The following is a 14,466-nucleotide window of genomic DNA, read 5'->3' on the forward strand; positions in this document are numbered from 1 at the left end:
GGCTGACACTCTCTATGGCTTCGCTGTTCATAGAGAGTGTCAGCCGGGCAGGGCAGGAGGCAACACAAAACACAAAGTGAGGAAGAGGCAAGAGACGAGACCACAAGGGAGAGAGGAGGACCACAAAGGGGCTTGGCAAGGTGGTTGCGTGGGGGCGCCAGTTACGTTCCGTACGCGACTTGGGAGAAGTGGGGATGGACAGCGGCCGCAACGGATCCGCACGTGACTCGGCAACAGCGTGCAGTTCCGTTAGGCGTGCGGCCGGGTGGCGGGTTCGACGAGACCACAACAGAAGGGGTTCGCCTTCGGCGGGTCTTGATGACTACGCGTCAAGATGCAACCGAGGCGTTCTTGATGCTCAGGCGTCAAGGCGGTTCGACACATACCTCAAATCTGGTGATGCATGAGCATCAAATTCACTGTCTACCAGCACTTTTGCGGTAGAATTGATGCATAGGCATCAATCGGAGGTTCTTCGAATGAGTACATTCGCAGGGTTCGTGGTGACCGTGATCGAGACAGTCTGGGTTGCGATCCGGGATCAGCACCCGGACGTCCCGGATGTGGTGGTGACTATGGCTGGCGGTTCGATCGGCTCCCGTCGGGCGATGCGTCTCGGGAGCTTCGGACCGGACCGCTGGCTACGCGGCAGGGAATGGATGCCCGAACTGTTCGTCGGCGGTGAAGGGTTCGCCCTCGGCGCCCGCGATGTTCTCGGCACTCTGTTGCACGAGGCGGCCCACGGCGCCGCCCGGACTCGCGGTGTGCAGGACGTCAGTCGCGGCGGCGCCTATCACAACGGGAAGTACCGTGACATCGCGACCGAATTCGGGTTGGACGTTGTTCGACAAGGCCATCGCGGATGGTCGGAGACGACCGTTAGGAACGCAACGGCGAAGCAGTACCACGCCCAGATCGATGCGTTGGGATCCGTGCTGACTGCACATCGTCGATCTGAACACGACCCAGCACCAGGCGCCGAGGGGCGCGAAGGAGGGGACGATGAAGAACGCGCACCACGTAGCGGCTTCGCGCTGACCTGCCACTGCGATCCAGCGAGGCGGATACGGGCAGCGAAGCGCAGCGTGAACGCCGGGCCGATCCTGTGCGGGGTCTGCCAACACCCGTTCACGGTCCCGGACTCAGCGACTATGGCGGCAGGCTGCCGCCGTGGCTGAGCAGGCGCGGCTGCCCCCCGAGGGCCTACTCCGGCGAGTAGACGATCATGGCGGACGGCGTCGGCGATACGGCGTTGCCGACCGGTCGCAGCCCTCGTGGCTGTGCTGAATGTGAAGATCTCCTGCGCTAGGCTCGGGGCCTGGATGGAGGCCACCACCAGGGGCGACCCGTCAATCGAGTCGGCATCCAATATCATACTTCGAATGTGTGTTCGAATTTGTTTCGAGGAGGGCAGGTGACACACCCACATGCGGGCAACGATGGGCACCATGCCGACGGCCAGCCCGGCGCTGTGATCTGGGGTGACAGCGACCGCGCGGCTCTAGTCGCATTGATGCGACTGAAGCCAAAGAGTGGAGACTGGTCGAAACTGACCGAGCAAGTGATCGAATGCGGAAGCGCGTTCGAGCTTTGGAGCGCTGACCACCCGGAGTCGCTCTTTGGCAGCGATCCCGATGCAGCATTGATGGCCACAGCGCGCCGAGATGTAGACGAGTGGAAGCACATGCCCTTCGACTTCCATACGTTTCGGGATAGCTCGTATCCTGACCAGCTCCGTTCCGTGCGTCAGATGCCACCGGTGGTCTTCACGCACGGGAAGCTGATCCACAACGAGGTTGGCATCAGCGTGGTTGGGTCTCGAAAGGCGTCTCAGAGCGGCTTGGAGTTCGCGCGTGATGTTGCATATGCGCTGGTCGAACATGACGTGTCAGTCATCGCGGGACTCGCAGCGGGAATCGATACAGCAGCACATTGTGCTGCGCTGGAAGCCGGCGGGCGGACGGTTGCTGTCTTAGGTAATGGACTCGATTACGTCTATCCGCGTTCGAACCAGGAGCTACAAGCTGAGGTGGCGTCTCGCGGGATGCTGCTGACGCACTTCTTGCCCGAGTACGCGCCGACAAGGTGGTCTTTCCTAGCGCGGAATGTGACAATGAGCGCCTATGGCGCAGCGACCGTGGTGGTAGAGGCGGGAGAGCACAGCGGGACCCGTACGCAGGCGCGCGAGGCTGTCGCTCATGGTCGTCCAGTCATACTGAACTCAACGGTCATGCAGACAACCGACTGGGCACGTCGTCTCACCGAGGAACCGGGTGTTTACGTCGCTTCAACCCCGTCGGAGGTTATCGGTCATGTTGGGACCATCCTCGCGCACCGGCGGACAGTCGAGAGCTGGCTGAGCGCTTCCGAATGATGCAGATTGGCCCGCAGGCAGGCATTGTCAGACAGATTACGCAGGAGCGTGTCGGTAAGACCTTTCGCAATGCCTATGTCGCGGGCACCCCTGACGTATGTGATGTCTGCCGTGGTCCGGCACCGGCCACGGATGTCTGCTCTCGTTGCCAGCAGCATGCGACTGAGTTTGGTCCGTTACTGGCAGACCGCACCGTTGTCTTGACTTACGCCCAAGGCAATCATCCCGCTGGTATCCATCAGTCAGCCCACGAGGTGCGCGCGTACAAGCAAGGGGCAGATCAGTGCATGCAGAACCTGCAATTACTGATGAAGCTTGGAGCGACGATTCACCAACACTGCATCGCCCAGTGGGTAGGAGCATTGTGGGATGCCGTGACGTTCGTACCGTCCATGCAACGGCCTGGACCTGATCACCCCGTCGCCGCGCTCGCGAACGCCGTCGTACAGGACCTGGCATCGCCAGTCAATATCAGGAAGTTTCTGATTGAGCCTGGCCCTGGTGTGAACGTTAAGCGTGTCCTGGTCGGCGACCGGTTCGTCGTACCAGACATCTATCGCCCTGTTGTCGAGGGGAAACGTGTCCTGATTGTCGATGACACATGGACGACGGGTGCGAGCGTGCAGGGCGCAGCGATTGCCGTAAAGAACGCGGGCGCGAGTTCAGTCACCGCCTTTTGCTTCGACCGCTGGCTCCGTTGGGACTGGGATGACCATAAGCAGTTGCTCGGCTCACTGGACGCGGATGCTCGTTACGATCCGCTCCGCTGCCCTGTCAGCGGATCAGTGTGCGCCTACGCGGCCAACTTTCGCTTGAGGTTCTAGCCGCCATCGTCGTACATAGGGTGTATGCCGTTGGTCAACTCATCGGCGAGGCGCCCGCTTGCGAAGTCCTCCGCAGACTGCCGCTTGCGGCTCTCAATGAGGGGTTCAGGGCGAGCCATGCCTCCGTTGCGGGTGTAGCCGACTCGTGCGGTGCCTGACTGGGTTCGTTTGGAGGCCTGGGCTTTGCGGTGCCGCGCCGGTGGGCCCACCAGTCGCCGCCGGTCGGGACGCGGCCGAGCGTCTTGACATCGACATGGATCAGGCTGCCGGGATCGGAGTGCTCGTAGTGCACCACCTTCCGCAAGTGTCCCGGTCGGCGGATCCAGGTCGGTCGACCGGTTGACGCCGCGGCGCGTGAGCATCCGGTGCACGGTCGCCGCCGGCGCGACGAGAACGATGCCGTGCTCGGCTGCCAAGCGGGCAGTGATGTGGGCTGGGCCGAACTTGCTGGTCCGGCGGATGTGTTCGATCAGGTCGGCGACATCGTCGCTGGTTCGGACTGATTGGCGGTTCGGTGCCGAGGAGTGATCGGCTAGTCCGGAATCGTGGCGGTGAGGGCGGTAATGATCGCGCGGCTTCGCTATTGGCTTTCCGCCGACATCCCGACCCAGACCACAGTCACACCTGCATCGATGCATGCCCATCAGCATGGGCCCATGGGTCACAATCGTCGGCACGGTAAAAACCAGGACAAATGTCGCATTAGATTCCAACCGGTTTGGAAACAATGCATATTTGACGTTCGCAATATTGCATTCTGTACGGTGTAATTCTAACTGTTCTACTGTGGTTTACAGGATTTGCGCAGCTCAAGGCCGAGTTTTTGATTCTCGCTGGATGTGATGGAGATCGAAGATCAGAGATGCAAAATTGCGTTTCAACTTCCGTTTTTCGACCTAGTGGGTAGACTCGTCACGTTCGGTGGGTTTCGGCACCAGTCGTCGAACTGACATCGCAACTCTGCGTGGCCCTTCCCGTTTGGGGAGGGCCACAAGGCTGATCGGCCCACTGTTGGGCTGGCTGAAGCCGCTCCGCTGGTCGGGGAGGTTTCCGCCGCCGCAATCAGACGGCGGATTTGAAGAGGTTGACGATGGAGGTGATGCTCGGTGACGGCTGCCGGACCGAACGGGTCTGAGCCGCAACGGCCGGACAAGACCAAACGCTGGTTGGAGTTGCTGTTGTGGCTCCGGACCGCCGTGAACGTGCTGGACTTGGTGATGCGGACTGCTCCGCATGCGGCCGAAAATGCCACCGCCAACCTGGCACTCATGACGGCCAGGCTGGCGGCTTGGCTGCTTCGCACGATAACTAGGTTTCTTGGCTAACGATCGTGTGAGCAGGATGTTCCAGGTGGGGGACTGAGAGGCTGGGCAAACAGCCAATCGGGCCCCACCGCATCTAGGCATCTCGGATGCGTTGCGTACCGTCCAGCAACGAAGTCGGACGGTACGCAACGTGAACTGTACAGGGCTTTTGTGCCTCGCAGGGGGCTGACGCAGATCAGCATTCGATCCCTGGTCCACCTGTGCTGCGAATTTTGTCCGAAAGGGTCGGTGAGCGCCTATATGGTTTGGGAGCGCTCGTACACTGCGCTGATGATTTCCGACGTACCGGCTGAACACCCTGCCGGTTTCGACTTCGACTACAGCTACTGGTTCGACTGCAAGTGCGGACGGCGCGTTCAGGTCTCGGCCACCGCGTATGACCTGCAATGCAGTGGTGACGAACCGTACCCCGTGTGCAACTGCGATACGACGATCGATATTGCCGCGGCGCACCCGGCCCTTCGCGACCTTGACGACATCGATTGCCAGGACGAGCAGGTCGACCAACACCTCTGGTATCACACCAGCATCTACCAGGATTGGCCATCTCCGACGTACCACGACGACATCGCCGCGCAGCTTAAACACTCTCCATTGCCGACATACCAGCACGAGAAGATAATCGAGGCAAAGACCTCGCTGGCTCTTCATCTGGGAACCTATGCCGCCGCAATCGATAACATGCTGCGTCGCATGCGCGATCAGGACTCGCCGAGCCACCAGTACTGGCTTCATCAGGTGCAGATCCGCCTTCAGCATGCAGATCTGGCACGTGGGATCCACAGCGAATTGTGCGGATGGTTCGGCGATGTACCGATGACGGCGCTTGCCGATCTCGGCGCCCGGGCTGCCCGCTATGTCAACGTCCACGAGGCGCCCGGGTCGATTTCGCTGGCCGTTGATCCGCATGTGATCATGCGAGTGCGGACGATCCCGCTGACGCTGGCGGCAGTGCTGCCCGCAGCCGAAGCCAGCGAGCAGGTCGTCGACCGCGTCGTCGCTGATCTGCGCGCCGCACAACAGCTTCGCCCTGATACCACCGGTATACCGAAAGATCAGGTCTTCGAATCGGAGTTGGACATCTTCCGCGCAGAGATGAGCGGCCGCACTGTCAGTGACGAGGCGAAGAAACTCACCAAGCAGCTCACCCCGCAATTCAGGAAGTATCACCGTCGGGAAAGTGAGATCTGGTCGAACCTGCAAACCACACTCACTGACATGTATCTAGCCCACGTGACTCCACGGCTGCGCGATCGATTGCTCAGCGTCATTCCTGCCGATATCGAACCCGGACAGTATCACCAACGGTTGCGTGAACTGGCCGGCCTGATGATGCAGCCACACGCTGTGCTCGGACGGTTCGAGACTGCTTCGTGGCGAACGCTCGAACCAACGAGCTACAGCGTGCCCTCGGAGTCGGATGAGCGGGGTGGCCAGGCAGCGGAATGAGGTCGGCGCACATCTCTGCGTGCTCAACTCGGTCCAGGCGGCGATTGGTGGCCGAAGACGGCAGTAGTAAGCCTTCGATGTGGAGCCACAGAATTTGCCCACAGCTGCCAACGTAGTCGAGGTGCGTCACCGATGGTCGCGGTCAGGGTTATGAGGCGGAGAGTATTGCGACACCAATGTATTTTGCGTGTTTGCTCATCTCGGAGCTTGGTCTCCGCAGGTCAGCACACTGTTCGGAGTGTTTGATCTCATAATCCATTGGTCGCGGGTTCGAGCCCCGCCCGCCCCACAAACCCACTCTGAGCAGGGGTTTATTTTCACGAGAGGTCCTTCCAGCGACCGGACCGCCGCGCGATCGAGGCCGATCCAGTAGCGCTGCGCGGGTGGCTCGAGCAGGCGTATCCGGCGCTGACCGTGCGCCAACGCTGAGGACGCGATCGTGTTGTTCACCGATCAGGTCGACGTGCGCAGCGACCTTCTTTTGGGCCGGACCTGGCTTCGCCGCGCGGCTAACCCCGACGGTGGCACGGACGGGGAAACGGTTGTCCCTCAACGCGATGTCGGCGTTCTCCCCTCCGAATCGGGAGTGCTGGGCGTGAGGCCGGTTATGGCCAGGAACAGCGCGGCGAAGGCCACGATCCAGGCCAGGGCCGAGCTGTCTGGCGTCGAGTACCTCCGGTTGGCTGGCGCCCTGCTGGGGGCGGAGTTCGGCGAGGGTGGCGAAGGCGGTGCTGGTCGCGTGTTGTGCGAGGACCCACCGCCGGTTGTCGGTTTCGATCGCGATCGGGACCGGTAGTCCTCGGACCGGAACCCGGTCGAGCAAGGCGGAAGCGTTGATTCATCAACAAAGCGCGCGTGGCTGGGGTCGTTGCCTCGGCCGGGTGTCAGTCAACGCAGTGATGACGGCGATAGCGACCCGGGAAGGGTGTTCCGAGGCCGGATGCTGGTCTGTTACCAGCCTGGGCAGGGATCGCTACTATCCGCCCGGAGGTAGGGATCGCACCTCGTGAGTTCGCCGATGACATGCAGGCTCTGGGATTGAGCCTGGCCCGACGAGGCGCGGGGCTGTTCTCGCTTCGGGTAACTCGGCGTCCCACGCCCTGTCTCGACGTTACCCTGTATTCTCGTCCCGCTCGGGGATATCGCAATTCGTTGCTGCACAACGGGTTCTACTCGCCGGGTAGGCCGACATCGGGACACCGTCGGCACCCGATCGGGTACACCGCCGATCGGGGTTACAAAGGAGCAGACTGTGATCGACAGCCACCAGGATTTCTTCGATGGCCTCGACTTCTTCGATGAACGGCACTGCGCGCGACTCGATGACGAACTGAAGTGGGCACGCGAGCAGTGCCCGGTCGTGCATACGAACTTCGGCGGCGGGATGCACATTGTGACGCGCTACGCGGACTTGCGCACAGTCGCAGTACATCCCGAGGTGTTCAGCTCAGCGCAACCCGGCATCGTGGAGGTACCGGTCGCGCTTCCACCACTCGATCTCGATCCACCGCTACACGGCGAGTTCCGCGGCCTTCTGAACAATCGCCTCTCCCGCGCCGCGCTGGCGCGCTACCGGCCGATTCTCGAGAAGCTCGCGGACGAGTTGATCGATGACTTCGTCCAGGACGGCGAGGTTGAGTTCATCAGCCGGTTCGCCATTCCCTTCACCGCTGGAACTCTGGCGAAGGTAGTGCTCGACGATGACAACGAGGAGCGGCTGCAGCGTGGAGTCGACGCGGTGACGGCCGTATCGGTGCAGGGCACGCCCGAGAGCTTCGCCGCGGTCGCGGAATTGGCCACGGAATTGATGGCCGCCCGCGAGAGCGACCGGCGTGATGACTTCCTACAGTCCGTCGTCGAGGCGACGGTGGCGGGCGGACGGCCATTGACACAGGAAGAGCGACTGGGATTGGTCACCGTGCTGCTCCTCGGTGGTCTGGACACCACTCGCGGGACACTGGGCTACATCGGTCAATTTTTGGCCGAGCAACCAAATCTGGAAGCGCGCCTGCGCGAACCGAATTGGGCCAACCGCAACTTGGACGAGTTGCTGCGCCTCACCTCGACGGTGTCGGTGATGGGCCGGGTTGTGTTGCAGGACAACGACCTGCTCGGCATCCCCCTGGTCAAGGGCGACCGGGTCGCCGTGCACTGGCGCTCGGGCAACCGTGATGCCGCCAAGTTCGACAATCCCGACCAACTAGACCTCGATCGTTTCCCCAACCCACACATGGCCTTCGGCGTCGGTATTCACCGCTGTGTGGGGCAGCATATAGCCCGGCTGCAACTGGAGATCGGGGTCAACCGCCTGCTCGCCCGGCTGACGAACTTCCGGATCGCACCCGGAACCTCGATCCGCTCGGCCAGCGGCGTCAGCATCGGCGCACCCGAGGAACTCCACCTGCAATTCGACCAGATCTCATGACCGTCCCAGAATCGCCGCGACCCAGCGGAACCTGCCCAGTAGCCCACGGCGCACCCAACGGCATCGTCGGCCCACGCGTCCCGCTATATGCTCCGGAGTTCGCCGCGGATCCGCATCGCGCGTACGACGAAATGCGCCAGCGATACGGCTCTCTGGTGCCGGTGGACCTCGCGCCGGGTTTGCCGGCCACCCTGGTGATCCGCTATCACACCGCAGTGCGGATCCTCAACGACCCTGAACACTTTTCGCCCGATCCGCGGACGTGGCAGAAGAACGTCCCCGCCGACTGCCCTGTCCTGCCTCTCCTAGGGTGGCGTCCCACCGCAAGCAAGAACACCGGAGTCGACTACTTTCGCTATCGGCAGGCGACCACGTCGAGTATCGACGAAGCCGATCTGCATGCGCTGCACGCCATCGTGGGGCAGATCGCCATCCCGCACATCAACAGTTTTTGCGAGGCTGGTAGCGCAGACATCATCAGCCAGTACGTCTTTCCGGTGGTCTTCGACGCCGTTAATTCCCAGCTGGGCTGCCCTCCGGACATAGGTCAGCGAGCCGCGACGGCGCTGGCTACTGTATTCGAGGGCGTCGATGCCGAAGCGGGAAACGCAATGCTCTCCGAAGCATTGATCGAACTCGTCACCTCCAAACGGGCCCATCCCGGCAACGACATCACCTCGCGGTTGGTGCAGCATTCGGCCCAGCTCGACGATGTGGAGGTCCTCAACCAGATTGTGGGCATCTACGCCGGCGCGTGCGAACTGCAATTGAACCTCATCGCCAACGCCCTGCTGCCGATCCTCACCGACGAGCGGTTCGCGGGCGGCGTCCTCGGCGGGAGCCTGTCCACCCGCGACGCGCTCGACGAGGTGCTTTTCAACGACCCACCGCTGGCGAATCTCTGTGTCACCTTCCCCAGGCAACCGCTCCTCGTCGACGACGTGTGGCTGCCCGCACATCAGCCGGTCGTCATCAGCATGGCCGGATGCAACAACGACCCCGAGATCCGCACCGATAGTCTCGTCGGTAATCGCTCGCATCTGGCCTGGGGTTTGGGGCCACACGCCTGCCCCGCGCGGTCGATGTCCTACCTGATCGCACAGGACGCGATCGATCAGCTTCTCGATGCGCTGCCCGAGCTAGAGCTGGCAGGGGAGATAACCTGGCGGCCCGGACCCATCCACCGGGCGTTGGCGGGCCTGCCGGTCCAGTTTCCGCCCTCTGCACCGTTCACCGTGTTGTAGCCGCGTTTCGGCTAGGACCGCAGCCCTGGAAGATGGAGTCGAAGCGCAGTTTGTTCGTGGCTGCGGATCGCGGCGGGGATCGTGGTCGGCCCAGGGTTGCGCTCCGTCCGGGCGGGCGCGTCGAGCCTCGCGGACATCAGCGTGATACTCGACCGCACCCGGCACTCGAGTCATTGCCGGTGCAACCCTGGTACGGCCGGTGATACGAGGCATCGATAGTCTGGCCCGCGCTGACCGCAGAGAACGAAGCGGAATCGCAGCAGCGGGGTTGGCGCGGCGACTGAACTCCAGCTCGAAGGATTGATGGCCCGACACGTCAACTTCACGGCTTGGTCGCTACGCCTGACTGAGTGGCATCGCCGCTGATTCCAGGTCGGGGCAACCATGGCCGAGGGCCAGCATCGTCCTGCCCACCCTGCGGGAGATCATGAGTTTCAATGCCGTCATTTTGCCCAAGTTGCTGTGAATGGGCATCAGCGTCGGCTCGCCGTAATCCAGCCATGCGCCTGATCGTCAGTAGATCCTGATCGTCAGTACATATCGCCAACGCTCCGATGTCGAGCGGGCTCTCGCCTCGATCGACGAGCACGTGCACGGTGTGAGCTACCTTGTGTTCGTCGACGACTCCGGCGATGCCGGTCACCATGACTGGTTCGCCCAGCACGGCAAGGTGGTGGACGTCGGCCGCCGCCGTTACAGCGCCGCCAGGCGCGCCGTCTGCGCTGCCGCGGAAGGCCAGCAGTTCGACACAAATTCCTCGACGTCGATGGCGTCCTCGAGCAGGCCGCGACCTTCACCTGCAGTGCAGTCTTCACCGCTCGCTCACGCTGCTGGATCGGATACTGCGGCTCGATCGACAATCACCGCTCGCCCGGCATGATGTGGGTGCGAGCAGTCCCTGCGCCGGTGTGCTTTGCCTCACCTCGACTGACGAGAACTCCCGCATTCCACCGCTTTTCGATTCGATCGATGATGTGAGGAATCGGACAATACCGACCGGTTTGTTGCACGATCGGCTGGCTGTCGGATAGCCTGCCAATTGTTCCGACGTAACGTTCCCATATCGAATTTTTTCATTTTTTGAAAACGACTCGTCGAAGCCCGGCAAATTCGCAGCAGACCGCTCACCGGTCGCATCGGGCTGCACCGTGGAGGTACTAATCGAGCATGCGTCCGATATCACGAGCCGGTATCCTCGCGACCGCAGTGGCAGCGATACTTTTCTCGGTGAACATCCCCGCGCTCGCGGTCAACGACCTGGCCGGTCCAGCACATACCGAGATCGATGAGGCACAGTTTCTGCCCGATCCGACCGGAGATCCCTACCTCGATCAGAATTTTTCTGTGACGAGCGCGATACCGAACGGCACCATTCTTTCGGCTCGTCCGATCGATGCTGATATCAGCGTCCCGCTTTCCGGCGACGGCGTCCAAGCGTGGCAGGCGTGGTACAAGACCACCGCGGGCGACGGCTCCCCGTCCGCCACCATCGTCACCGTGCTGAAGCCGGCGCGCTGGAACGGTGGGATCATCGCCAACAACTTCGCGATCGACGGTCTCGGCACGAAGTGTAATCCGTCCTATCAGATGCCCCACGGCGACTTCACCGAGATTCCTCCGGTCGGTCCAACCCTGCTGAGCCGTGGATACGCCCTGGTGATCAGCGATTACGAGGGCCCGCGGATGGCCTACGCACACGGCCCGACCGAGGGGCGCGCCGTCCTGGACGGGATTCGCGCGGCACTGCGTCTGCCGGCTGCGAATCTCTCGGGCCCGGTTGCGCTGCTGGGTTACAGCGGCGGCGGGATCGCCACGGTGTGGGCAGCGCAACTCGCGCCGACCTACGCACCGGACCTGCACCTGATCGGCGCCGCGCCCGGCGGCGCGCCGACCGACCTGGACCAACTGCGGCCGCCGATGGACGGAAAATTCGGCGCCAGCGGCTTCTATCTGTTCGGCGCGCTCGGCCTGGCCCGTGCCACCCCCGGCGCGCTACAGCAACTGAACCCGATCGGCGCCGAGCTGGCCAGGCAATTCAGGAATTCTTGCGTATTTACGGCGATGGCGGCGGGTGTCGTACCGATAAAACTGACCGCCCTTACCAACGGCTCGCTCTACAAAACCGATCTCGCCGATCGGATCTTCCAGGACACCACGCCTGGAGAATTGACACCGAACATCCCTATTTTCTTCTGGCACGGTGCGGAGGATGAATTCATACCGATCAGCGGCGTCGAGAAACTCTCCGCCGAGTGGGCGGCCAGAGGCGTGAACAGCACGGTCGACGTTCTGCACTGCGGCGAGCATGTGACCTGCGCCATCGCGCCCGAGGGCATGGACGCCATCGACCGATGGATGGCCGCGGTCGGTATCTCTACGACCCGATAGCGCAGCGCGGCGCAGCCTCTGGACCGCATGAGACCACGGGCATGGGCGGTGTGCGTGCGCGGCCTTCGTGATGCGCGTACCTAGGAATGCTGGTTACACCCCCGGACTGTGCCTCGTACACCGCGGTGGCGAAGGCGAGTGATGCATGGGCCACCGAGTCGAGTCAGGGGAGCCGATCTTCTGCTGGTCCGGCTACGGCGCGGGATCTTGGTGCCGCGATCGACGGCCTGTAGGACAACTCCCACTACGGTCAGAACTCTAGCCGCATCCCTCGACGCCCTCCGCTACAGCCGACATCGCCCGGGGCGGGTCACCCCATGGTCGGTCAGCCTGCCGCAATCGTCGGCAGTGCTAGGACTGGGGAGCCAACGTCCTGTTCGAGACCGGGGAATCGGGCCTTAGGTGCGTCCACAGGAGATTTCGATGGGCTCGTTCGATGTGCCGCTGGACGACGAACGCACACAGCTCGAGGTATTCATCGAAGAACATCGCAGCGCCATCGAGGGGCTCTCGACGGTCTTACCGAGAAACAGGCCCGCCGCCGGCTCGTCTTGTCGGCGACGACGTTGCTCGGGCTACTCGAGCACGTCACGTGGATGCGGAGGGTGTGGTTCGAGGAGTGCGTCGGCGGAACGTCCCGCCGGGAGCTGGGCCTTGCGCGGAGTCCGGACGAATCCTTTCGGTTCGCCGTCGACGACACTGTCGCCTCGGTCACGGCAGCGCACCGGGAAGCCTGTGCCACGGCCGGGACGGTGATCGCAGACCAGCCACTGGACACCGTCGTGACCGGCCACTGGGCCGGACCGCGCACGCTTCGCTGGTATACCCGCAAGTTCTGCGGGAACTGGCCCAGGGTTGCGGGCACGCCGCCATCCTGCGCGAACAGGTACTTGCCGACTGAGTCGAACTAAGTCTCGGCGCGACTTTTCCCGCCGCTGAACCCCCATGCCTAAACTTCCCGACGGGGCCCAATCACACGGTGGCGGTGCTTACCAGTAGCAGCCTGATCGCTGGGCGCACCGCAAGCGTCACCTATGGAGACCACATTCAGGGCGCTGGGGGTGACGGCGACATGTGTGAGAGGGGATCGTCTACATTCCCAGCCCTAAAACTCTCGCGTTGTTCCGGTACGCAACTACCCGGATAGTAGTGCGGCGTATATGTCCAGCAAGAAGCGCACAGGACCGACGAGAGCGGGACCGCGCAGCCGCGAAATCGACCGGAGCCGCGCACGACCTCCGCAGCTGTCATCCCTCCAGCTCCGAGGGGCTCCATACGAATGGTCTGTGTCGTGCCCGGCTACGGCCGCATCCAAGCGATACCATTCCGCCCCATGCTGCCTTCTGGAACCGCGATCCGTGTGACCTGCGCCATCCTGGTGGCGCTCGCCACTCCGGCGGCCTCGGCTCAGGCATTGGACTCGGCGGCCGTCGATGCCGCAGTATGCGGAACGGCGCTGTCCCCGGACGAGCTCCGGATGATCGCCGACCTCTCGGATACCACCACCCTCGCCGGAGATTCCTTGCAGCGGTCGGAAACCGCTGTCGATCGACTGCACCGGATCACCGAAATTTTGGTGTCGCACCGCGATCGACGTGGTCTGTTTCCGCTGGGCTGGGATGCCGTCGAGCAGGTGGCCGTAATGCCGTTGCAGCGCGACCCCGCCGCCTTCGCCGACCGCGACTACGCGCACGCCGTCAGCCTCGAATTGCTGCGCCGTATCCTGGTCAACCTGCATGCCGAATTCACTGGCGGCAATGCCGAACCGCAGTGGGCGCACTATTTCGAGATGGCGCGGCAGTGCGAAATCTCCGGCGCTCGCGTGGCAATGGCCGGGTACAACGCCCAATACACTGTCGATATCGCGTATTCCGTTGCCGCTGTCGCCTCCAAGCCGGAGAACGCACCCGATTACTTCAAGATCATCGACGCGATCTCCTCCACCGGCGACGTCGTCATCGACCGGACCAAGCAGGTCTACGACGCCGATCTCGGCCCGCTGTGGCGCTTTTATTTCGTCGGCGAGGGACTGGACCTGGTGGTGGGCAAGGGTGTCGCGACCGGATCGATGCGGCGCGCCGTCGACCTCGGCTACGGCGCTATCGTTTTCGACAATGGCCTTGCCCTTCAGGATCCCAGCGTGCGTAACGTGAAAGAGTCGGAGATCCGGCTGCTGTACGCCACGACCGAATCGGCCTTCGACATGCTGACTCGGCTTCGTGCGCTGTGATTTTCGTCAGCCACCGTTCGCCAGGACGCCGGTGATATCGCCGACGATCCCAAGCGTGCTGGAGGCCAGCGGTCTCGGCGAGATCCTCGGTGCCGGCGTACTTCACCATAAGATCGAGCCAGGCCGGTTCTTCCGTGGGTCGACAATGTCAATCGGCATCGGCACGTCACGGCCAGTCCGAGTTTTAGTGCACTGCCATCGATGCCG

At 62.7% G+C, this 14,466-nt stretch carries 12 protein-coding genes; all 12 read left to right on the forward strand.

All coding sequences use genetic code 11. From position 1 onward, the window contains the following. Nucleotides 1-479 precede the first annotated feature (479 nt). Nucleotides 480-1,178: a hypothetical protein gene (locus AB0C34_RS29445; protein WP_357080018.1), complete on the forward strand. Its 699-nt coding sequence runs from the start codon at nt 480-482 to the stop codon at nt 1,176-1,178. Nucleotides 1,179-1,414: 236 nt separating this feature from the next. Continuing rightward, entirely contained in the window at nt 1,415-2,374 is a 960-nt protein-coding gene (locus AB0C34_RS29450) for a DNA-processing protein DprA (protein ID WP_357080021.1), read from the forward strand. After that, nucleotides 2,371-3,198 carry an amidophosphoribosyltransferase gene (locus AB0C34_RS29455; RefSeq protein ID WP_357080024.1) on the forward strand — a complete coding sequence of 276 codons (828 nt, stop codon included), beginning with the start codon at nt 2,371-2,373 and terminating at the stop codon, nt 3,196-3,198. The genes AB0C34_RS29450 and AB0C34_RS29455 overlap by 4 nt, the downstream gene beginning before the upstream one ends. 365 nt (nt 3,199-3,563) lie before the next feature. After that, nucleotides 3,564-3,701: a hypothetical protein gene (locus AB0C34_RS29460; protein WP_357080027.1), complete on the forward strand. Its 138-nt coding sequence runs from the start codon at nt 3,564-3,566 to the stop codon at nt 3,699-3,701. A 603-nt stretch (nt 3,702-4,304) separates the two neighbouring features. Then, nucleotides 4,305-4,523: a hypothetical protein gene (locus AB0C34_RS29465; RefSeq protein ID WP_357080030.1), complete on the forward strand. Its 219-nt coding sequence runs from the start codon at nt 4,305-4,307 to the stop codon at nt 4,521-4,523. A 228-nt stretch (nt 4,524-4,751) separates the two neighbouring features. Then, nucleotides 4,752-5,972: a hypothetical protein gene (locus tag AB0C34_RS29470; RefSeq protein ID WP_357080032.1), complete on the forward strand. Its 1,221-nt coding sequence runs from the start codon at nt 4,752-4,754 to the stop codon at nt 5,970-5,972. A 439-nt stretch (nt 5,973-6,411) separates the two neighbouring features. After that, nucleotides 6,412-6,768, forward strand: coding sequence for a hypothetical protein (locus AB0C34_RS29475; RefSeq protein ID WP_357080035.1), 357 nt, complete (start codon nt 6,412-6,414; stop codon nt 6,766-6,768). Nucleotides 6,769-7,224: 456 nt separating this feature from the next. Further along, nucleotides 7,225-8,397 (forward strand): cytochrome P450, encoded by a 1,173-nt coding sequence (locus AB0C34_RS29480; protein WP_357080037.1) that lies wholly within the window; start codon nt 7,225-7,227, stop codon nt 8,395-8,397. Continuing rightward, nucleotides 8,394-9,641, forward strand: coding sequence for a cytochrome P450 (locus tag AB0C34_RS29485; protein ID WP_357080040.1), 1,248 nt, complete (start codon nt 8,394-8,396; stop codon nt 9,639-9,641). Before AB0C34_RS29480 ends, AB0C34_RS29485 begins: the two co-directional genes overlap by 4 nt. 1,227 nt (nt 9,642-10,868) lie before the next feature. Then, a complete protein-coding gene (locus AB0C34_RS29490; RefSeq protein WP_357080042.1) occupies nt 10,869-12,029 on the forward strand; it encodes a lipase family protein in 1,161 nt (386 codons plus the stop codon). Between the two features lie 317 nt (nt 12,030-12,346). Then, nucleotides 12,347-12,940 (forward strand): DUF664 domain-containing protein, encoded by a 594-nt coding sequence (locus AB0C34_RS29495; protein ID WP_357080045.1) that lies wholly within the window; start codon nt 12,347-12,349, stop codon nt 12,938-12,940. Nucleotides 12,941-13,362: 422 nt separating this feature from the next. After that, a complete protein-coding gene (locus tag AB0C34_RS29500; RefSeq protein WP_357080048.1) occupies nt 13,363-14,259 on the forward strand; it encodes a DUF5995 family protein in 897 nt (298 codons plus the stop codon). The last annotated feature ends 207 nt before the right edge of the window (nt 14,260-14,466 follow it).

The sequence above is a fragment of the Nocardia sp. NPDC049220 genome (assembly GCF_040647855.1).
Taxonomy (GTDB): Bacteria; Actinomycetota; Actinomycetes; order Mycobacteriales; family Mycobacteriaceae; genus Nocardia.

Excerpts from the sequence above, each read along its gene's own strand:
- AB0C34_RS29445 (WP_357080018.1), top strand. The coding sequence starts at position 480 with ATGAGTACATTCGCAGGGTTCGTGGTGACCGTGATCGAGACAGTCTGG.
- AB0C34_RS29455 (WP_357080024.1), top strand. The coding sequence starts at position 2,371 with ATGATGCAGATTGGCCCGCAGGCAGGCATTGTCAGACAGATTACGCAG.
- AB0C34_RS29485 (WP_357080040.1), top strand. The coding sequence starts at position 8,394 with ATGACCGTCCCAGAATCGCCGCGACCCAGCGGAACCTGCCCAGTAGCC.
- AB0C34_RS29495 (WP_357080045.1), top strand. The coding sequence starts at position 12,347 with ATGGTCGGTCAGCCTGCCGCAATCGTCGGCAGTGCTAGGACTGGGGAG.
- AB0C34_RS29500 (WP_357080048.1), top strand. The coding sequence starts at position 13,363 with ATGCTGCCTTCTGGAACCGCGATCCGTGTGACCTGCGCCATCCTGGTG.